The organism is Kytococcus sedentarius (genome assembly GCF_041937525.1).
Classification (GTDB): Bacteria; Actinomycetota; Actinomycetes; order Actinomycetales; family Dermatophilaceae; genus Kytococcus; species Kytococcus sedentarius_A.
This window is the reverse complement of the sequence record NZ_CP169391.1, coordinates 1851758-1872303: the sequence shown is the minus strand read 5'-3', so window position 1 is coordinate 1872303 and position 20546 is coordinate 1851758. Positions and strand designations below refer to the sequence as shown.

16 protein-coding genes are annotated in these 20546 nt (G+C 71.6%); 4 read left to right on the top strand and 12 right to left on the bottom strand.

Annotated elements, in window-relative coordinates; translation table 11 throughout:
• Positions 1-79: 79 nt before the first annotated feature.
• Both purB and ACEY2A_RS08700 read right to left on the bottom strand, forming a co-directional pair.
• Positions 80-1525, bottom strand: coding sequence for an adenylosuccinate lyase (purB, locus tag ACEY2A_RS08705; RefSeq protein ID WP_374929987.1), 1446 nt, complete (start codon positions 1523-1525; stop codon positions 80-82).
• Positions 1526-1527: 2 nt separating this feature from the next.
• Positions 1528-2898 carry a hypothetical protein gene (locus ACEY2A_RS08700; RefSeq protein ID WP_374928211.1) on the bottom strand — a complete coding sequence of 457 codons (1371 nt, stop codon included), beginning with the start codon at positions 2896-2898 and terminating at the stop codon, positions 1528-1530.
• 145 nt (positions 2899-3043) lie between these two features.
• On the opposite strand from ACEY2A_RS08700, the gene ACEY2A_RS08695 reads away from it, so the two are divergent.
• Complete coding sequence (locus ACEY2A_RS08695) at positions 3044-3499, top strand: hypothetical protein (RefSeq protein ID WP_374928210.1); 456 nt, start codon at positions 3044-3046, stop codon at positions 3497-3499.
• A 13-nt stretch (positions 3500-3512) separates the two neighbouring features.
• Here ACEY2A_RS08695 and ACEY2A_RS08690 read toward each other — a convergent pair whose 3' ends face one another.
• The 5 genes from ACEY2A_RS08690 to ACEY2A_RS08670 all read right to left on the bottom strand — a co-directional run bounded on the left by ACEY2A_RS08690 (position 3513) and on the right by ACEY2A_RS08670 (position 11138).
• Positions 3513-4469 (bottom strand): M56 family metallopeptidase, encoded by a 957-nt coding sequence (locus tag ACEY2A_RS08690; RefSeq protein WP_374928209.1) that lies wholly within the window; start codon positions 4467-4469, stop codon positions 3513-3515.
• 93 nt (positions 4470-4562) lie between these two features.
• Positions 4563-4958, bottom strand: coding sequence for a BlaI/MecI/CopY family transcriptional regulator (locus ACEY2A_RS08685; protein ID WP_374928208.1), 396 nt, complete (start codon positions 4956-4958; stop codon positions 4563-4565).
• Between the two features lie 85 nt (positions 4959-5043).
• A complete protein-coding gene (gene cydC / locus ACEY2A_RS08680; RefSeq protein WP_374928207.1) occupies positions 5044-8592 on the bottom strand; it encodes a thiol reductant ABC exporter subunit CydC in 3549 nt (1182 codons plus the stop codon).
• Between the two features lie 10 nt (positions 8593-8602).
• A complete protein-coding gene (cydB, locus tag ACEY2A_RS08675) occupies positions 8603-9664 on the bottom strand; it encodes a cytochrome d ubiquinol oxidase subunit II (protein ID WP_374928206.1) in 1062 nt (353 codons plus the stop codon).
• Between the two features lie 34 nt (positions 9665-9698).
• Positions 9699-11138 carry a cytochrome ubiquinol oxidase subunit I gene (locus ACEY2A_RS08670; protein ID WP_374928205.1) on the bottom strand — a complete coding sequence of 480 codons (1440 nt, stop codon included), beginning with the start codon at positions 11136-11138 and terminating at the stop codon, positions 9699-9701.
• Positions 11139-11360: 222 nt separating this feature from the next.
• Between ACEY2A_RS08670 and ACEY2A_RS08665 the strand changes: the two genes are divergently transcribed.
• The gene (locus ACEY2A_RS08665; protein ID WP_374928204.1) at positions 11361-11717 is read left to right on the top strand and encodes a GntR family transcriptional regulator; all 357 of its coding nucleotides are present in this window, start codon (positions 11361-11363) and stop codon (positions 11715-11717) included.
• Positions 11714-12766, top strand: coding sequence for a hypothetical protein (locus tag ACEY2A_RS08660; RefSeq protein ID WP_374928203.1), 1053 nt, complete (start codon positions 11714-11716; stop codon positions 12764-12766). The genes ACEY2A_RS08665 and ACEY2A_RS08660 overlap by 4 nt, the downstream gene beginning before the upstream one ends.
• A gap of 17 nt (positions 12767-12783) precedes the next feature.
• Here ACEY2A_RS08660 and paaK read toward each other — a convergent pair whose 3' ends face one another.
• From paaK to ACEY2A_RS08640, 4 genes are all read right to left on the bottom strand, one after another.
• Positions 12784-14121 (bottom strand): phenylacetate--CoA ligase PaaK, encoded by a 1338-nt coding sequence (paaK, locus tag ACEY2A_RS08655; protein WP_374928202.1) that lies wholly within the window; start codon positions 14119-14121, stop codon positions 12784-12786.
• Positions 14122-14197: 76 nt separating this feature from the next.
• Complete coding sequence (locus ACEY2A_RS08650; RefSeq protein ID WP_374928201.1) at positions 14198-14704, bottom strand: hotdog fold thioesterase; 507 nt, start codon at positions 14702-14704, stop codon at positions 14198-14200.
• Positions 14701-15999 (bottom strand): 3-hydroxyacyl-CoA dehydrogenase NAD-binding domain-containing protein, encoded by a 1299-nt coding sequence (locus ACEY2A_RS08645; protein ID WP_374928200.1) that lies wholly within the window; start codon positions 15997-15999, stop codon positions 14701-14703. The genes ACEY2A_RS08650 and ACEY2A_RS08645 overlap by 4 nt, the downstream gene beginning before the upstream one ends.
• 111 nt (positions 16000-16110) lie before the next feature.
• Positions 16111-16791: a flavodoxin family protein gene (locus tag ACEY2A_RS08640; RefSeq protein WP_374928199.1), complete on the bottom strand. Its 681-nt coding sequence runs from the start codon at positions 16789-16791 to the stop codon at positions 16111-16113.
• Positions 16792-16897: 106 nt separating this feature from the next.
• Between ACEY2A_RS08640 and paaN the strand changes: the two genes are divergently transcribed.
• Positions 16898-18646 (top strand): phenylacetic acid degradation protein PaaN, encoded by a 1749-nt coding sequence (gene paaN / locus ACEY2A_RS08635; protein ID WP_374928198.1) that lies wholly within the window; start codon positions 16898-16900, stop codon positions 18644-18646.
• Here paaN and ACEY2A_RS08630 read toward each other — a convergent pair.
• On the bottom strand, positions 18637-20397 hold the full coding sequence (locus ACEY2A_RS08630; RefSeq protein ID WP_374928197.1) for a DUF222 domain-containing protein: 1761 nt from the start codon (positions 20395-20397) through the stop codon (positions 18637-18639). The genes paaN and ACEY2A_RS08630 overlap by 10 nt on opposite strands.
• Positions 20398-20546: the final 149 nt, after the last annotated feature.

Sequence of the window (20546 nt, the reverse complement as noted above, 5' to 3'; positions counted from 1 at the left end):
TGACGGCAGACGTGTGGCGTTGTGGTCACCCTGGCGACCGCAACGCCACACCCGCGGGGCGACGCCCCGCAACAGCCACTCAGCCCCTGCGGGACGCCTCGCTGGGGGTCTCCAGGTGGTCCACCAGCTGCGACGCCAACCCCGTGTACCCCGCCGGGGTCAGCGCCACCAGGCGCTCCTCGGCATCGGCCGGCAGCCCGAGCCCACGGATGAACTCCCGCATCGCGTCACCGTCCACGCGGCGCCCGCGGGTCAGCTCCTTGAGCCGCTCGTAGGGCTGCTCCATGCCGGGCACGCCCTGCGCGGCCAGCGCCCGCATCGTGGACTGCACGGGCTCGCCCAGCACCTCCCAGTTCGCATCGAGGTCCGCGGCCATCGCCTCGGGCACGGCATCCAGCCCGTCCAGGCCCTTGCGCACGTTGTCCAGCGCCAGCAGCGAGTGCCCCAGCGCCACACCGATGTTCCGCTGCATCGAGGAGTCGGTCAGGTCCCGCTGCAGCCGCGAGGTCACCAGCGTCGAGGCCAGCACGTCCAGCAGCGCATTGCTCACCTCGAGGTTCGCCTCGGCGTTCTCGAACCGGATCGGGTTCACCTTGTGCGGCATCGTGCTCGACCCGACCGTGCCCTGCCCGCGCACCTGCGCGAAGTACGCCATCGAGATGTACGTCCACACGTCGGTGCAGAGGTTGTGCAGCACCCGGTTGAAGCGCGCGATGTCCGCGTACACCTCGGCCTGCCAGTCGTGGCTCTCGATCTGCGTGGTCAGCGGGTTCCACGTCAGCCCCAGGTGCTCCACGAAGGTCCGCGAGAGCTCCGGCCAGTCCGCACCCGGCACCGCCACCACGTGCGCCCCGTAGGTGCCCGTGGCGCCGTTGATCTTGCCCAGGTACTCCGCACCCTCGATGCGGCGCACCTGCCGCCCCAGCCGGTGGGCCAGCACCGCGAGCTCCTTGCCCATCGTGCTCGGCGTGGCCGTCTGCCCGTGCGTCCGCGAGAGCAGCGGCACGTCGCGCAGCTCGCGCGCCATCGCGGCCACCTGGTCGACCACACCCGATGCGGCGGACAGCCACACGTCGCGCACCGCACCGGCGATCATCAGCGCGTAGGACAGGTTGTTGATGTCCTCGCTGGTGCACGCGAAGTGCACCAGCTCCGTGGTGCGCGCGACCTGCTCCTCGCCGCGGCCGGCCAGCACCTGCGCCAGGTGCGCCTTCAGGTGGTACTCCACCGCCTTGACGTCGTGCACCGTCTCGCGCTCGATCTCCGCCAGCGCCGCAACGTCGTCGCCATCGAAGTCGGTCACGATGCGGCGCAGCCCGGCCCGCTCGGTGTCGTCCAGCGGCTCGATGCCGTCGAAGATCCGCGCGTCGGTCAGGTGCAGCAACCATTCGACCTCCACGTGGAGCCGCATCCGGTTGAGTGCGGCCTCACTGAGGTGGTCGATGAGGGGAGCCGCCTGCCGCCGGTACCGCCCGTCCAGCGGCCCCAGGGCCTGGGCAGGCTGGAGCGAGGAGAGGTCGACCATGCTCACCGACCCTGCTGCCAGGCGGAGTACGGGTCCAGGTCGTCGGTGTCCATGTCGGCCGGGACCTCACCGCGACCCAGCCACTCCTGCGTGGAGGTGGCGGTCACCGCGCTGCTGGACGCGGCGTACTCGTCGGCGTCGTCCTCGGCCGGGAGGTCCTGTGCGTCGGCGTCCTCGTCGGCCGGCACCTCCTCCTGGGCCGGCTCCACGTGCGGCACCTCGTCGTCCGCGGGGAAGTCGGCCTCGGGGGCGTCCACCGTGCCGGGGTCCACCACGGGCGCACCGGTGGCGGGCTGCACGTCGTCGTCCGTGGAGGCGTCCTCGTCACCGTCCACCTCGTCGACGACCTCCTGGTCGTCCGCCCAGCCGGTCTCCTGCTCGGGCGTGCCCGCGGGGAGCGTGTCGGAGCCGTCCGAGCCCGGACCGGTGAAGTCACTCAGGTGCTCGTGGTCGTGCACCGGCGTCGCCTCGTCCTCCTCGGCGGTGGTGAGGCTCTCTGCCGGCTCCTCGTAACCGGGGAACGCGACGTCGTCGGGGTCCTCGGCCTCGATGCTGTGCAGCTCACCCGGGTCGGTGCTGGTGCCGGCCTCGATGTCGCTCGGGTCGTCGGAGGCGGTGTCGACCTCCTCGACGCGGTCGACCTCGTCCGCGTCCACGGTGCCGGTCGCCTCGTCGGACGCGTCGGCCTCATCGGTGGCGGCGGTGGATGCGGTGGCGGCGGTCGCGCCGAGGTCGCCCTCGTCCACGGTGCCGGCCTCGACCTCGGCGTCACTGTCGGTGACCGAGCCCAGCGGGCCGGAGGAGCTCTGCGCGTCCTTCTCCACCTCGTGGGTGACAGCGGTCTCCTGCGGGTCCACGACGGCGTCGGTGGCCTCGTCCTCGTCGCCCAGCGCGTGGGCGCCGGCCTCGGTCGTGGAGGCGGCCGCAGCGCCCGCGGCCCCAGCACCGGCCGCACCGGCACGGGCCGTGCCCTTGGCCGCACTCTCGCTCTCCTGGTCGAAGAGGTCGGTGGCCTGGTGCTCCGTGGACGGCTTCTCGCGGCTGGTGGTGCTCTTGCGCCGGGCGGTCCCACCCGGCCGGGCGCCCCGGTCGCGCGAACCACGTCGCCCGGACCGGCCCGCCGCACCGGCACCCGCACGGGTGTCGTCGTCCTCGTCGTCGGCGAACTCGGTGGCGTCCTGCCCCCCGGCGTCGTAGCGCGAGCCCTCCTCGTCGCGGAGGTACTCGTCGCCCTCATCGATCTCCGGGTGCTCCTGGCCACGGCCGGACAGGCGGTCCTGCACCGCTCCGCCCTGCGTCATGAACCAGACGATGCCCACAACCAGTGCCAGCAGCACGAGGGCCACGACCCACTCCAGTGCTCCCCATTCCATGAGGGTTCCTCCAACGTCCGTCGAGTCGGTCCTTCGGTCCAGTGTCCGCGGGCGCCACCGGGCGGGGTGCCCGGCAAGCGGCGACCGCGATCAGTGGCCCCAGCCTAGACGCCGCCACCGACACCCGCGGGGTTAGCCTTCGCCCATGACCCCTCGGCCTCACGTGCTGCACGACGCGCTGCTCTCGCGCGTGGTGGGATCGGCGGCCTTCGCGCGTGCCCGTGCCCGCAGTGCCGCGGTGGCCGAGGACCCCGCGGCCATGGAGCGGCTCTGCGTGCTCGCCGAGGAGCACCTGGCCGCCCTCCCGGGTGACCAGCCCCCGGGCGTGCCCGCTGCCCGGCTGGCCGCCGCGGTGCAGCAGGGCACGGGGTGGGTGCGCGAGCACGCCCGTGAGGTGGCGCGGGGAGGGCCCACCCACGAGCAGCAGGGCACGCTCCGCCTCACCCGCGTCCGCCTGTTGCTGGCCGCACTCGACTTCTTCGTGTGCGAGGACGACGTGGTCCCCGACCACCACCGTCACGGACTGCTCGACGACGTGATCGCCCTGGAGTGGGCGCTGGCCGGTATGGCACGGGGCGGGGGAGCTGTCCGGGTGGGCTGACCCGCGCCCGGTCTCAGCTCCCCGTGAGCAGCGAGGCGGCGGCCACCGCGCCCGGCCCGAGGGCCACCACGAACGCCGCGGCGGTCACCAGCAGCGCCTGGACCCGATGGGGTCGCCCGGCCTGCTGGAGCGCCGTCACCCGCACGACCGTCGACTGCAGCGGGCCCGCTCCGGCGGTGAGCGCCACCCCGCCCGAGGGTGCGCGGAGCGAGACTGCGCCCCCGGCGCCCGACCCCACCGGTTCCGGTACGTCCCGCCGGGGCGCGTGCTGCCCCGTGGCCAGGTGGGCGAGCGCCCGCCCCATCGTCACCGGCCCCACCTCCTGGGCACCGGCCTGGTCCGCGAGGAGCTCCACCATCAGCCCCACCTCGGCCAGTGCGCGGGGGTGCCGCAGGCGGGAGGGCACTGCGGCGTCCATCACGGTGAAGAACTCGACCACGAGGTCGTGACGGTGGCGCAGGTGGGCGCGCTCGTGCAGGTAGACGCCGTGGAGCTGGTCGGGCGCCAGTCCCTCCAGTGCCGCCCGGGACATGACGATGCGGGCGCGCCGGCCGGGCAGGCACCACGCCACCGGGCTGTCCGCATCGATGACGCGGAGCCGGTCGCCGTCACCGTGGCGCGGGTCCAGCAGGTCCACGGCCTCCTGGTGGCGGCGGCGCAGCGTCCGCAGGTCGGTGCCCACCCGGTGGGCGGCCAGCAGCAGCCGGCCCACCAGCACCAGGGAGAGGGCCACGGCGGCCCAGACCATCCACGGGTGCACGGTGCGGTCGGCGGTGAAGAGCCCCCCGAACTCGTGGGCGGCCACCACCGGCAGCAGGACGATGGCGGAGAAGCCCCCCAGCGCGCAGCCCTGCCACAGCAGCAGGCCGGCTGCAGGCGTGCGTCGGAGGCCGGGGACCCTGGGCAGCAGGGCAGGGGTGACGAGGGTCAGCAGCACGGCGAGCGCCGCGAGGACCAGGGTGGGGGACATCGGCTCCATGGTACGGCGCACCGCATCGCATCGCCGGGGTCACGGATCGCGCCTGGCGAGGTGGCGTCCCGGGAGACGGGGCGCCGGTGCCGGTCAGCCGGCAGCGCCCTCCAGGCGGTCCAGGGCCTCGCGCAGGGCGGCGACGTCGTCGGCACCGGCGTCGTCCACGAAGGCCAGCACGGCCGCACGGCGGTCGGTGGGGCGCAGGTCGCCCAGGGTCTCCCGCATGAGCCGGGCGACGAAGCCCTCGCGGGAGGTGGCGGCCCGGTACACGTAGGCACGGCCCTGCTTGGTGCGGGCGAGGAACTCCTTGCGGGAGAGACGGTCCATCACCGTCATCACCGTGGTGTACGCGATGTCGCGGTCGGCGCCGAGGGTCTCGTGGACGTCGCGCACCGTGAAGCCGTCGGCCTGCGGTGCCGGGGTGTCCCAGAGGTGGTTCATGATGGCCTGCTCGAGGTCACCCAGCCCGGATGCGGTGTTCGGCATGATCGTCTCCCACGGTGCTCGGTGGCCGGTGCTGGCCACGACGCCCCATAGTACTGCCGTGGGTCGTTGATGGATCGCCGGGTGGTCAGTCCCGTGACGCGACCAGTGCGGGGCGCTCCAGCCGCACCTGCGCGTCGCACCACTGGTGGCCCTCGGTCCGGTGGCTCACCAGCACCACCGAGCGGCCCTCGGTGGCCGTCCCCAGGTGGTTCATCACCGCCTGCGCGGTGGGTCCGTCCAGGTGCGCCACGGGCTCGTCCAGCAGCACCACCGGCCGCTCGGAGAGCAGGATCCGCGCCAGTCCGATGCGGGCCTGCTCGCCTCCGCTGACCGCCCGGTACGCCGAGCCGATCATGGTGTCCAGCCCCTCGGGGAGCTCGGCCAGGAAGGTGCCGAGCCCCGCATCGGCCAGGACGGACTCGAGCTCGGCGTCGCTGGCGCCCGGGCGGGCGGTGCGGAGGTTCTCGCGGAGGGTGGAGGAGAACACGTGCGGGGAGTCGTCCAGCAGGGCCACGGTGGCGCGGGTGGAGGCCAGCGGCAGGTCCAGCACGTCGTGGCCGTCCAGGGTGTAGGCGCCGCCAGCGGGGTCCAGGTGCCGGGCCAGGACGGCCAGCACCGTGGACTTGCCCGCGCCGCTGGGCCCCGTCAGTGCCACCCGGGTGCCGGGGGCGAGATCCAGGTCCAGGCCGTCGACGGTGGGCTCGGCGTCGGGCGTCCAGCGCGCGACGAGGGAGTCCAGGGCAACCTGCGGGCTCGGGCTGACGGGGGCGACGGACGCGCCAGCCGCGCCGGGCACGACGGGCGCCGTGGCGCCCTGGCCCCCCGCCTGCGCCACCGCGGGCTCCTGACCCAGCAGCGCCTCCAGCCGCCCCGTGGCGACCCGGGCGCGGGAGTGGGCACTCACCGCATCGGGCACCCCGCCCAGCACGTCGGCCAGGGCCAGCGGCGTGAGCACCAGCAGGGCCACCAACGGCCCGCTCCACCCCGCCGAGGGGGCGATCACCGCCGCCACCGCCACCACCACGCCGGCCAGCAGCCAGCTCGCCGCGCGCACCACGGCCTGCCCGGCGGCGCGGCGACGCACCCACCGCACCACGTCGCGGTCCGCCGCCGTGACCGCCTGCAGGGCCGTGTCCTGACCGTTGACGGCGCGCAGCTCGTCGGAGCGGTCCGCCGCCGTGTGGGCCGCCTCCCAGACCCGTCCGCGGGCGGCGAGCTCCCGCTGCTGGGCCCCGGCCACCTGCCGCTCCACCAGCGCCGAACCGCCCACCACCAGCAGCGTCTGCAGCGCCACCAGGGCGCCGATCAGCGGCGACAGCACGGCCAACAGCGCCGCTGCCACCAGCCCGGTGAGCAAGGCGCCCACCAGCGGCACCCACCAGCGGACCGCGGCCATCACCACGTCATCGAGATCCGCCACCACCCCGGTGAGCACGCGGGCGCGGCCCCGGCGCCCCAGGCGGGCCGGGGTCAGCGGCACCAGGCGCCGGTAGGTCTCCGCGCGGCGACCGGCCAGCTGGTCCAGCGCCACGTCGTGGCTGTCCAGTCGCTCGGCGTAGCGCAGCACCGGTCGTGCCAGACCGAAGGTGCGCACACCGACGATCGCCATCATGAGCATCAGCACCACCGGCTGCTCCCAGGCGCGCACGATCAGCCAGCCGGAGGTCGCGGTCAGCGCCACCCCCGCCAGCGACGACAGCGCACCCACCAGGGCCGCGCGCCACAGCTTGGGCGTGGTGGTCACCACCGGCAGGCGCTTGTTCCCGCGGGCCGATGCGGCGAGCCCCGCCTCGTCAGCGCGGCTCGCCCGGGCGTCGGGGCCGGGCGGGCTGGTGGGGCTGGTCGGGCTGGCCGTGGAGGCTGGGTGGACGGCAGGCGCGGTGACGGCAGGCGTGGTGGCGACCGGCTCCGGCAGGGCGACGCGCCCCGCATCGACCCCCACGTGCCACCCGGCCACCCGGGCGAGCTCCTGCCGGTGCGTCGCCACGACCACCAGTCGGCGGGTGGACTCCTCGAGCAGCACCCGGTGCACCAGCTCGGCGGTCGCGGTGTCCAGGTGGGCGGTCGGCTCGTCCAGCAGCAGCACGGGCGCGTCGTCCAGCAGGGCGCGGGCCAGACCCAGCCGCGCGCGCTCGCCGGCGGAGAGGCCCTGGCCGTCGTCGCCGAGGTCGGTGGCCCAGCCCTCGGGCAGCTGCTCGAGGGTGGTCAGCAGCCCCACCCGCTCCACCACGGCGCGCAGCCGGTCGGGGGAGGCGTCGGCCGCGGCCGGTGTGATGCGCAGCGCCGCCTCCACACCGCCCCGCGGCAGGTAGGGGCGCTGCGTCACCAGGTGCGAGCGGGGTGCGGTGACCCGGCCCTCCGTGGGATCCAGCAGGCCGGCCAGCAGCCACAGCAGGGTCGACTTGCCCGCCCCCGACGGACCGGTGACCGCCACCAGCCCCGTCTCCGGGAGCGACCAGTCCTCGGCCAGCCGCACGGTGGGTCCGTCCGGGTGCGTGTGGCGCACACCGCCGGCGTGGAGGGTGGCGTGGCGCATCGCAGGGTCGGCGGGCCCGGTCTGCCCGCCCCCGGCGCCCTGCCGCACCGGCTCCTCCAACAGGGGCAGCACCGCATCGAGCGTCTCCACCCCGTCGGCCGCCGCGTGGAAGTCGGCACCCACCCGGCGGACGGGCCAGTAGGCCTCGGGGGCCAGGAGGATGGCCGCGAGCCCCACCATCAGGCCGATGTCACCATGCGCCAGACGCAGCCCCACGAAGACCGCCACGATGGCCACCGAGATGGTCGAGAGCAGCTCCATGGCCGCCGTGGTCAGGAACGCCGTCCGCAAGGTGGTCACCGTGGCCCTGCGGTGCCGCTGGCCGACCTCCTCGATGGTGCGCACCTGCTGCTCCGCACGCCCCAGGTTCACCAGCGTGGGCAGCCCCCGCATCACGTCCAGGAAGTGCCCCGCCAAGGCGTCCAGTGCCCGCCAGCGCTTGGCCGTCTCGTCCGCCGTGGAGGCGCCGATGAGGGCCGCGAACAGCGGCAGCAGCGGCAGGGTCAGCAACACCACCACCGCGCTGAACAGGTCCACCCACGCCAGGGTCAGCCACACCAGCACCGGCACGGCGCCGGCCGCCACCAACGAGGGCAGGAAGCTGGCCACGTACGGCTCCACCTGACCCACCCCGGCGGTGAGCTGGGTGCTCGACCGGCCCGGTCCTCCGGCCAGCCACCGGGCAGCCAGGGCCCGGCGCAGCTCGGCAGCCACCCGGGCGCCGGCCACCGCGGACCGGTGGTGCACCCACCCGGCCAACAGGCCCCGCACGGCCAGCAGCACCGCCACCGCCACCGCGGGCGCGAGCAGGGAGGTCACGCTCCCCGCATCGGACCCGGTGGACAACCCCGAGGGGACGACGAACGGACCGATCTCACCCAGGGTGGGGTCGGGGTCGTCCGGGATGCCCGAGGGCGGGGTGGGCTGGCCGGTGAGGGTGGCGTACACGCTCGCCGTGACCGCCGTGGCGAGCCACGCCACCGCCAGCGCCTGCAGCACCGCCACGACACCCTGCAGGACCACCGGGAACGCGACTGCTGCGACCTCCTTCCGGGCGTGGGGCAGGAGACGCAGCAGTCGCGGGTCGAACGGCTTCACGAGGGTGCGGTCACACCTTCTGCGCGAGCTCGCGCGTGGCCTCGGTGCCGATGGGGGCCGGCTCCGGGATGTCGTCGGTGCTGATGCGCTTGCGGAACACCCAGTAGGTCCAGGCCTGGTAGGCCAGCACCACCGGGGTCAGCAGCACGGCCACCCAGGTCATGATCGTGAGGGTGTACTGCGAGGACGAGGCGTTCTCGTGCGTCAGCGACCAGGCCTCGTTCGTGGAGGAGGGCATGACGTCCGGGAACAGGGCCACGAACAGCGAGGCCACCACCAGGGCGATCGCCACGAAGCTGCACCAGAAGGCGCCCTTCTCGGAACCCTTGGCCGCCAGGGCCAGGCCGGCCACGAAGATCAGCGCGCCGGCCACGGCCAGCACCCAGCTGACCATGTCTCCGGTCAGGCTCATGACCCAGACCAGCCACGCCAGCGTGAGCACGGCGGCCACGATGCCCACCTTCAGGGCGATGCCGCGGGCCTGGTGGCGCACCTCCCCGACGGTCTTCAGCGCCACGAACAACGCACCGTGGGTGAGGAAGACCGTGAGCGTGGCCAGACCACCGAGCAGCGCCAGCGGGTTCAGCAGGGTCCACAGGGTGCCGGTGTACTCCATGTCGGCGTCGATCGGCACGCCCACGACGATGTTGGTGAACGCCACACCCCACAGCAGTGCGGGGATGAACGAACCCACCACCAGGGCGATGTCCCAGCGCGCACGCCAGGTGTCGTCGTCCTGCTTGTGGCGGTACTCGATGGCCATACCGCGCAGGATGAGGCCCACCAGGATGATCAGCAGGGGCAGGTAGAAGCCGCTGAACAGGGTGGCGTACCAGTGCGGGAAGGCCGCGAAGGTGGCACCACCGGCGGTGAGCAGCCACACCTCGTTGCCGTCCCAGTGGGGGCCGATGGTGTTGAGCACCTGGCGGCGCTTGCGCTCCGCCACGGCCGGGTCCGCGTCGCGGCCCAGCACGGGCACCAGCATGCCGACGCCGTAGTCGAACCCCTCGAGGACGAAGTAGCCGATCCACAGGACGGCGATCAGGACGAACCAGATGATGGAGAGTTCCATGGCGATTCCGTGTCTTCCGTTGGTCTCGAGGTGCTCAGTAGGCGAACACGTGCGGTTCGTCGTCGGCCGTGAGGCGCTGGGCCTTCTCGGTGTCCACGTGCTCGGCACCGGCGGAGGCGTACTTCACCATCAGCTTCACCTCGACGAGGGCGAGGGCGCCGTAGAGGAGGGTGAACACCAGCATCGAGATGAGCACCTCGGTGGCACCCACGCCGGGGGAGACACCGTCCTCGGTGTTCATCAGGCCGAACACCACCCACGGCTGACGGCCCATCTCGGTGAAGATCCAGCCCAGGCTGTTGGCCAGCAGTGGTCCGAACAGGGCCAGCAGCGTGGCCGGGAACCACCACTTGCTGTTGAGCTGGGTGCGGTCACCGCGGGTGGCCCACAGCAGCGCGGCGGCCGCGGCGGCGCCGATCATGCCCATGCCGATCATCCAGCGGAAGGACCAGTAAGTCACCGGGATGTTCGGGGTGTAGTCGCTCACCTCGAGGCGGGCCTCACCGGAGTTGCCGTACTCCTCGGCGTAGATCTCCTTGAGCTCGTCGATGCCCTTGACCTCGCCGTTGAAGTCGCCCGTGGCCAGGTAGCTCAGCACGCAGGGGACGGTGATGGCGAACTTCTCGCTCTGGCCGTCGGGGGTGCCGATGGTGAGGATGGAGAAGTCGGCGCAGTGCTCGTCGCTCTCGTACAGGCCCTCGGCGGCAGCCATCTTCATGGGCTGCACCTCGGTCATGATCTTGCCCTGGATGTCACCGGTGACGGCGGTGCCCAGACCACCGATGAGGAGCATCCACGCACCCAGGCGGAGGGCCTTGCGGTACATGCCGGCGTCCTTCGGGAACTTCTTGCGCCACAGGTGCCAGCCGGCGACGGCGACCACCAGGCCGGCGCCCGTCATCGTGGCTGCGGCCATGACGTGCGGGAAGGTGACCAGCTGCACCTTGTTGGTGAGCACGGCCCAGAAGTCCACCAGCTCCGCGCGCCCGGTCTCAGGGTTGTTCTCGTAACCCACCGGGTGCTGCATGAACGAGTTGGCGGCCAGGATGAAGTAGGCGCTCAGTGCGGTGCCGATGTGCACCAGCCAGATGGCCGCGTTGTGCAGCACCTCCGGGATGCGACCCCACCCGAACAGCCACAGGCCCAGGAAGGTGGACTCCAGGAAGAAGGCCAGCAGGGCCTCGATGGCGAGCGGGGCGCCGAAGATGTCGCCGACGAAGCGGGAGTAGTCCGACCAGTTCATGCCGAACTGGAACTCCTGCACGATGCCGGTGACCAGGCCCAGCGCGAAGTTGATGGTGAAGAGCTTGCCGTAGAACTTGCTCAGCCGCAGCCACTCCGGGTTGCGGGTGCGGATCCAGAGGGTCTGCATCAGTGCGACCACGAAGCTCAGCCCGATGGTGATCGGAACGAAGAAGAAGTGGTAGACGGTCGTGATGCCGAACTGCCAACGGGCCAGTTCGAGTGCGTCCATGCCTGCTCCCAGCGGCGAGAACCCATGGGCCCGCACGGACTGGTGCAGTGTGTGGCGCGGTGCCCCTGACGGGGCAATACTACGGCCGCTCGTAGGTTGCGTGTGGGTCAGGCGACCCTCACCTGTGAGGGTGGGGTGGGTGGGCGCATCCCACGTGGGTGTGGAGGGAGGGATGCGGCGACAAAGTGATAGATGAACTAGAACAACTGCTACGGTCGGGGCATGCTCTGGCGACTCGATCCCGCTGATGACCGCCCGCTGTTCACCCAGGTGGCCGATGCGGTGCGTCGCGCCCTGGAGGGTGGTGACCTCGCCCCCGGTGACCGGCTGCCGGCGGCGCGCGAGCTGGCCGACCTGCTGGAGGTCAACATCCACACGGTGCTGCGGGGCTACCGGGAGCTCGCGGACGAGGGGCTGCTCGACCTCCGACGGGGCCGTGGTGCCGTGGTGCTGGCCGGTGCCGAACGGGCGGGTGTCGTGCGCCTCAGCAGGCTCGCGGCCGAGTTCGTGGCCGAGTGCCGACGGCTGGGCGTCGACCGGGAGGGTGCGCTGCGGATCGTGCGGGAGGCGACGGCATGAGCGGGTGGGGAGAGGCGCTCTGGGGTGACCCGTGGTTCGTCTGGGTGACCGTGGTCCTCGTGGTCGTCTGGGGTGCCCTCGTGGCTCGATGGGGGTGGGCCCGGTGGCGCGCCAAGCACCAGCCCGCAGCCGGCCAGCACCCGGGCACCGTCTACGAGTCAGGTGCCGTCGGTGACTGGTTGCTCGCCCACGACGTCCGCCGTACCGGAGCAGACCTCATCGGTGGACTCGCGGCGGGCGTGGCGACGTTTGCCGTTGCCGTCGTGGCCCGGTTCGCCGAGCTGGGCCACTTCCCGGGCGACCTGGCAGCGCTGCGCCCCCTGACCTTCCCGATCAGCATGGTGGCGTGGCTGGTGGCCTCGTCGGTGGCGCGTCGCGTCTGGTCGGTGGACGACGCAAGGTGGAGGCAGTCGGGCGTGGGTGCCCCGTCGGGGAACTCTGCCGGTCTGCACAACCCCTCCGGCGCCCTCACCCAGCCCGGTGTGCATGGCCAGCCCGACCCCATCGGGCGGTCCCACTCACGCACGCCGCATCCGCCGCCCGAGGACCTCGAGGCCACCCGCCTCGCCCCCGGGGAGCACGTGGCCTGGCGCGAGCGGCCGGTCCGATTGTTCGGGCCGTGGCACCTCGCCCTCATCGTCGGCTTCAGCGTCGTCGCCGTCTGGGCCTGGTCCCCGCCGGTCGCGGCGGGGGAGCTGTTCCTCATCGGCGCCTTCGTGCTGGCCTGGGGTGGTTACTTGGTGGTCCAGGCCCTCGACACCAGCGCTGTGGTGACCACCGTGTCGCGCCGGGGAGTCCGCATCGCGTCGTGGCGGGGCGGTGACGTGCGCGAGGCGCTGCCGCTGCACGAGCTCCGGGCTGCCCGGCCGCTGCCGAAGGAGGAGGGGTTCGGTGCCATGCGCCGGTATGCCCCTGCGGCGCCGCAGCTGGTGGAGCTCGACCTGGCTGACGGCCACCGCGTGCTCGTCGGCACCCGCGATGCCCGGGCCCTTGCCGGGCTGGTCAACGGTCTGCTCGCCCGTGAGGCCGAGGTCGTCCCGCCGCGCTGACCACGCGGCCTTCCCCCTCAGCGGTTGCGCTCGTCCACGATCCGCCGCGCCTTGCCCACGGACCGTTCGATGGTGCCCTCACCACCCACCTCGACCCGCGCGCTGGTGCCGATGCGGCTCTTCACCTCGTGCCTCACCACGGCCGCGAGCGCCTCGTACTGGTGGTCCTGCACCGTGGGCTGCGCCTCGATGCGGATCGTCAGCTCGTCCATCCGCCCGGGCCGGGTGAGCACACACTGGAAGTGGGGGCTCAGGCCATCGACGGCCAGCACGATCTCCTCGATCTGCGTCGGGTAGACGTTCACGCCGCGCACGATCATCAGGTCGTCGGTGCGGCCGGTGACCTTCTCCATCCGCCGCATCCCCGGGCGGGCGGTGCCGGGCAGCAGCTTGGTGAGGTCGCGCGTGCGGTAGCGGAGCACCGGCATCGCCTGCTTGAACAGCGAGGTGAACACCAGCTCGCCCACCTGACCGTCGGCCACGGGCTCCCCGGTGAGCGGGTTCACGACCTCGGGGTAGAAGTGGTCCTCCCAGATGTGCAGGCCGTCCTTGGTCTCCACGCACTCCTGGGCGACGCCGGGTCCCATCACCTCCGAGAGGCCGAAGATGTCGGTGGCGTGCATGCCGGCGCGGGTCTCGATCTCCTGCCGCATCGCCTCGGTCCACGGCTCGGCGCCGAAGATGCCGATCTCCAAGGAGGTCTCGCGCGGGTCGATGCCCTCGGCCTCCATCTGGTCGAGCACCGCCAGGAAGTAGCTGGGCGTGACCATGATGGTGCGTGGCTGGAAGTCCTGAATGAGCTGGATCTGCTTCTCGGTCTGTCCACCGCTCATGGGAATGACGGTGCAGCCCAAGTGTTCTGCGCCGTAGTGGGCGCCCAGTCCGCCGGTGAAAAGGCCGTAGCCGTAGCTGACCTGGAGCAGGTCGCCCGGCCGCCCGCCCGCGGCGCGGATGGAGCGTGCCATGACACCGGCCCAGGTGTCGATGTCCTGCGCCGTGTAGCCCACCACCGTGGGGCGGCCGGTGGTGCCCGATGAGGCGTGCACCCGCACGACCTCCTCGCGGGGCACCGCGAACATGCCGAAGGGGTAGTTCTCGCGCAGCTCGGCCTTGGACGTGAACGGCAGCTTGGCGAGGTCGCTGAGCTCGGTGATGTCGTCGGGCGTGGCCCCGACCCCATCGAGCGCCCGCTTGTAGTGGGGCACGTTCTCGTAGGCGTGCCGGACCGACCACTGGAGCTGCTCCAACTGGTGCTCGCGCAGCCGGTCGACCGACCAGTTCTCGGCCTCGTCGTAGAGGTCCGGCCGGTCGTCGATGGTGGGCAGCGCCGGCAGGTCAGGCGTCTCCGTGCGCATGTTCGCCAGTGTGCCGCAGGGGCTGTGAGCCGGCCCACGTCGGGGGGCGGATCCCAGCAGGCCAGGCGGTGCCGGGTCAGCGGCGCGGCAGTGCTTTGCTGCGTCCAGTGAACACGGCCACCACCGGCCATGCGGACAGGTCCTGGGGCACGGGGTCGCCGCCACTCGGCAGGTGCACTCCGGCGGGCGCCCGGTGCACCACCACATCGGTCATGCCGTTGCGACCCCACCGGAACCGCTCGGTGCCCACTGCCACCAGCACGTCACCGAGCTGCGTGGCGGCCAGGAAGTCGATGTCGCAGTGCGCCGCCACGGTGGTCACGCCCGAGGTGTTGCAGGTCAGTGCGAACACGCTGTCGCAGAAGGTGAACACCATGCCGCCGTGGGTCGTGCCGTGGCCGTTCACCATCGTGTCGGTGATCGTCATCGACGCCACCGCCCGGCCCAGGCCCTCGACCCTGTCCAGGTCCAGCACCTCGATGCCCAGGTGCGCCGACGCCCCATCGATCTCCCACATCGACCGCACGTGAGCGAGGTCGGTGCCATCGGTCGTCGTGGCCCGCAGTCCGTCGTGCCAGGTCATGCCCGCTCCTCGGCGTCCGTCACCGCTCCCGCGCGTCCAGCATCGCCGCCCTCGACCATCGCCACCAGCGCCTCGCTGGGCCGGTACCGACCCGTCGGGTACGCCGCATCCATCACCCGCAGGTCGGCCAGCACCTTCTCCGCACCCAGCTCGTCCAGCCACTCGAAAGGCCCCTTGGGGTAGTTCGTCCCCAGCCTCATGGCGGTGTCCACGTCCTCGCGGGACGCCTCCCCACGGTGCACCAGGTCCACGGCCTCGTTCACCAGCATCGCGATCGTGCGGCCCACCACGTTGGTCTCCACCGGGCCCTTGGCCAGTGCGCGGGCGGCGAACTCGTCACCCTCGGCATCGGTCGGCCTGCCGTCCGCGTCGTACTGGTACACGCCGCTGCCGGTCTTGCGCCCCAGGGTGCCGGCCTTGACCAGCTCGTCCTGGAACCCGGTGGGCTCGTACCGGGGGTCGCGGTCGGTCTGCTCCCACACACTGTGTCCCACGGCGTAGTTCACGTCCTGCCCGATCAGGTCGGTGAGCCGGAACGGCCCCATCGCGAACCCGCCGTACTGCGTCAGCGCCAGGTCCAGGTCCGCCGGGGACGCGCTTCCCCGCTGCGCCATCCGCTGGGCCTCGCCGTAGAACGGACGCGCCACCCGGTTCACGATGAAGCCCGGCGTCGAGGTGCACCTCACCGGAGTCTTGCCCCACGTCCGCATCAGGTCCGTGGCGGCCTCGAGGACGGCATCGTCGGACTGTGTGCCACGGATGACCTCCACCAGCTTCATCAGCGGTGGCGGGTTGAAGAAGTGCAGGCCGATCACCCGGCCCGGCTGTGCCACCCCCTCGGCGATGGCGGCGATGTCCAGGCTGGAGGTGTTGCTCGCCAGGATCGTGTCCGGGCCCTGGTGCTCGCCGAGCGTCCGGAACACCTCCTGCTTCACGTCGAGGCGCTCCACGGCGGCCTCGATGACGAGTCCCACCGGTGGCAGGGACGCCAGGTCTCCGTGTGCAGCAGGCCCCACCACCAGGCGCTCGATGGTGGCCTCGGCATCGGCCTCGGAGATCTTGCCCTTGCCCGCCAGCTTCCGCAGCGTGGCTGCCAACCCCTGGACCGCCTGCGCGGCGGCGCCCTCGCGGACGTCCACCAGGTGCACCTCGTGCCCGGCCTGCGCGGCCACCTGGGCGATGCCTGCCCCCATCGATCCTGCACCGATCACCGCGACGGTGAGGCGTTCCGCATCGTCCGTCCCGGGTCGATCGCTGGTGGCGAGGGGGCTGTTGGTGTGCTCCGGCGAACTCATGGGGCCAGTCAAGCAGCCGCCCGTCGTGGTGCTCCCGGGTGTGGTGCCGGTGGGCCCGCCGCGCGTCGCCTCAGCAGGGCGCCGGTGGGCAGCCGGCCACGACCTGTCCGATCAGCGGGTGTTGCCCTCGGCGGGGATCCCGCCGGCCTCCTTCAGCATCGAGGCGAAGTGCATGAGGTTCCACGCCAAGATCCGGGAGTTCTGCTGCGTGAACTCGTTCTCCGGCCCGCCGGAACCCTCGTCCAGGTAGGAGGGGCCGGGACCGGCCTCGCCAACCCACCCCGCATCGGCCTGCGGGGGAATCGTGTACCCGATGTGGCCGAGGGAGTAGAGCAGGTTCATGGCGACGTGCTTGATGCCGTCCTCGTTGCCCGTGACGACCGCACCACCCACCTTGCCGTAGAAGACGGACTGGTCCTTCTCGTTCAGCCACCCCGACAGGGAGTACAGCCGCTCGACCACCCGCGTGGCCACGCTGGACTTGTCCCCCAGCCAGATGGGCGTGCCGATGACCAGGATGTCCGCAGCCAGCACCCGCTCGGTCAGGGCGGGCCAGTCGTCGGACGCAGCCCCCTCCTCGCGCATGTCGGGCTGGACACCGGGGGCGATGTCGTGGTTCACAGCGCGGACGACGTCCACCGACACACCTTGGGAGCGCATGTGGCCGATGACGACGTCCATCAGCCCCTGGGTGTTCGATGTCTGGTCGCCCGGCTTCAGGGTGCAGTTGATGAACAGGGCGTTCAGGTCCGAGAACCGCTCCGCCGCGGAGGTCCGTGCCGTGGGTGCCATGGGTCCAGTGTGGGGCCCTGCGCTCCGCCCTGCAGGGCGTCCCCTCATGGGCGGTGGGCGGCCGACACCGGTTGGGCAGGGTGAGTCGGCTCACTAGTCTGGGGCCATGACTGAGACGACCGTGTCCCCGCAGGCCACCACGACCACTCCGGCGATCGTCCCCGAGGGCGCCACGGCGCTGGTGGAGAAGCACCGTGACGCGCTCGCTGACGCCACGGCCGCACTGGAGGCCCGCTCGTTCCACAGCCGCTACAACGAGTCGCCGTCGCCCAAGGTGCACGGCGAGGACGCTGCCCCGAACGGCCTGAAGGCCCACGAGGGCCATCTCGGCCAGCAGTTCTCCTCCCTCGGTGACCAGCCCACCACCGGCCAGTGGGTCGGCGGGGAGAAGTCGCCCTACGGGCCTGAGCTCGGTGTCACCTACCCGCAGCTCGACGTCGACGCGGCCTTGGAGGCCGCCACCGCAGCCGCCAAGGCGTGGCGCAACGCCGGCCCCGAGGCCCGTGCCGCCGTCTGTGTGGAGATCATCGACCGCATCAACGCCCGCGGGTTCGAGATGGCTCAGGCGGTCATGCACACCTCTGGTCAGCCGTTCGTCATGGCCTTCCAGGCCGGTGGCCCGCACGCACAGGACCGCGCCCTGGAGGCCGTCACCGTGGCCCTTGCCGAGCAGCGCAAGGTTCCGGAGTCCGTCGTCTGGGAGAAGCCGGCCAAGGGCGAGCCGATCCGCATGCAGAAGGACTATCGCGTCGTCGGCCGTGGTGTCGGTCTGGTCATCGGCTGCAACACCTTCCCCACGTGGAACGCCTACCCGGGGATCTTCGCCTCGCTGGCCACGGCCAACCCGGTGGTCATCAAGCCCCACCCGCAGGCGATCCTGCCGCTGGCCATCACCGTCGAGGTTGCCCGGGAGGTGCTCGTCGAGGCCGGCTTCGATGCGGCGCTCGTCCAGCTGGCGCCGGAGGAGACCGGTGGCACCCTGGCCAAGGACCTCGCCCTGCACCCGGCCGTGAAGATCATCGACTACACGGGTGGCCCCGGGTTCGGTGGGTGGCTGGAGACCGAGGCCGCTGCTGCGGGCAAGCTGGTCTACACGGAGAAGGCCGGCCTGAACTCGGTGGTGGTCGATTCCTTCTCGGACCTGCGCGCTGCCACGGGCAACCTGGCCTTCTCGTTCTCGCTGTACTCCGGTCAGATGTGCACTGCGCCGCAGAACGTGTACGTGAAGGCGTCCGGGATCAACACCCCCGACGGTGAGCTCACCGCCGAGGAGTTCGCCACCTCCCTGGGCAAGGCCATCACCGCCTTCAACAAGGAGGACGCCAAGGCTGTCGAGATCCTCGGTGCCACGGTGAACGATGACGTGCGTGCCCGTGCCAACGACTTCGCTGGCCTGGCCGAGCGACTGGGGGGTCAGCCCGTTCTGGAGCCGCGGGAGGTGGAGCACCCGAAGTTCCCCGACGCCGTCGTCCGCACGCCCGGCATCATCCTGCTGGACTCGGACAAGCGGGATGCCTACAGCCAGGAGTGCTTCGGCCCGGTGGTCTTCGTCATCAAGACCGACTCCACCGACGAGTCCCTGCAGATCGTCACGGACACGGTTCAGGAGCACGGCGCCATGACCATGGCCGTGTACTCGACCGACGAGGGTGTGCTGGCCGACTCCCGCGAGGCTGCAGCCGATGCGGGTGTGGCCCTCAGCGAGAACCTCATGGGTCAGATCTTCGTGAACCAGACGGCTGCGTTCAGCGACTTCCACGGAACCGGTGCCAACCCGGCGGCCAATGCTGCCTACGCTGACGCGGCCTTCATCAGCAACCGCTTCCGCGTGGTCACCACTCGTCGTCACGTCTGAGTCACCCCGCTCCGTTGCCGGGAGCCCGTTGCAGGTTGATCCTGTGGCGGGCTCCCGCCATGTGTCACGGCGGTGTGCCTGACGCCTGTCGCGTGGTCACCGGGTCCTTCGGTGTTGCGGGCAGGCTGTGCCGGGGAGTTGTCGGAAGGGCTGCCTGTCGGGTCGGGTGGGTACCTGGTCTGCTTCCAGGGTTCGCCGGGGCGTCGCCAGGTGAATTTCACGGTGGCGCGCCCATCTGCGTCGTGGGTGATGGTGTGTTTCAGCCGGGGGTCGTCCATCTGTCGGTGGTGTCTGCCGCACAGGGGTATGCCGTTGGAGAGGTCTGTTCTGCCGCCGCCGGGGTGTAGGAGGGTGCCGTCGGGTGCGTAGACCGGTCGCCAGGGGTCGGCGTGGTGGATCTCGCACCAGGCGAAGGGCCGGTCACAGTCCTCCTCCGCACACTCGGTGTACTTGGTGGCCAGGGCTGCTTTTTGGGATTCGGTGAAGGATCGTCGTTTGCGTCCGAGGTCCAGTGGGACGCTGGCGCCGTTCATGACGATCGGGATCAGGGCTGCGTTGCTGGCCAGCCGGCGGACCTGTCCGGCTGAGACGTCATCCCCGGTGTCGGTGATTCCGACCCGGTCGGTCTCACCGCGGAGGGTCTCCAGGTCGGTGGTCACCAGCAGGATGGTGTTGATCTTGGGGTGCAGGTGATCGGTGGGCAGGTGGTCGATCAGCTCGGCCAGTGCCTGACCCCGCTGCTGGTCACGCAGCTCCCGGTCGAACCGGACATCACCCGTCCACGCAGAACCGGTCGCCATGTTGCCGCTGCCCGCCGTGCTGTTGGCGTTGGTGTGGCGGCGGGGGCTGGTCATGGAGTCCAGGGCCTTCTTGAGCATCTGGGCCTGCAGGGCCGGGAGGGTGAACTGTCCGAACCAGGTGCCGTCGTGGTTGTCCTTCATCCAGAAACTCGTGGCGTCCCAGGCGGCGGTTTCCTCGGCGTGGACCAGTTCGTTGTGGTGCGCATCGACCTCCTCGACCGGGAGGTTGAGGGCCCCGAGGGCGCGCTTGGCGGCCTTGCCCAACCGGGTGGGATTCATCTGCTTCGCCTTGGCGACCAGATCGAGCTCGACGGTGTGCCGTTGTTCGGTGGTGAGGTGGTCGGGGAGGTCGTCCAGGGCGCGGGTGATGATCAACGCGTGATCCCGCGTGATCAACCCCGCGTCCCACGCAGCCGCGGTCGGCGTCTGCACCAGCCCACTGGTAGGACTGCCGCTGCTGTGGCCACCGTTCAGCAGTCCCGGACCGTCGCTGCCGGGACCGCTCGGTCCGCCCGCGCCGTCGCTGCCGGGGCCCGGTGGGGGTGTGGGTGTGTGGTTTCCCAGGGCCTTGGCCAGGTCAGCATCCCGCCCCGCCTGGGCACGCCGCGTGCGAGTGCGTCCGGCAGTGAACTGGGCATCGTTCTCGTGATGCGCGTTCCCCACCTCCCGGGTGGCCCGGACGACGTCCAGGGCCCGCACGCGGAGCCGGTCGTGGCGGTTGCCGAGGGTCTGGACTTCCTTGACGAGCCACTCCAGGAACGGGGTGCCCAGCTCTTCGGGGCGCTCACCGAGCAGGGCCATGGTCGCCATGAGCTCGTCCAGGGTGGTGTGCGCGTGGGCCAACAGCTCACGGGCCTTCACCGCCGGATCCTGCCCCGCAACCGCGCCACCGGGCGCGGCCATCCGCGGCGCAGCGGGCGCCGCGCGGAGTCCGTCGAACAGGTCGTCCATCGCGTGCCCCCTTTCCCCGGGTGATCCGGCCAAGCCCCCTGCTTGACCGACTACCCCCACCCTAGTACAAACAATCGCACACCGCAACCCCAATCTAGAACATGTGGACGAGCGCCCACCGCCCGGAAGCTCACCCCATCGACCTGTGG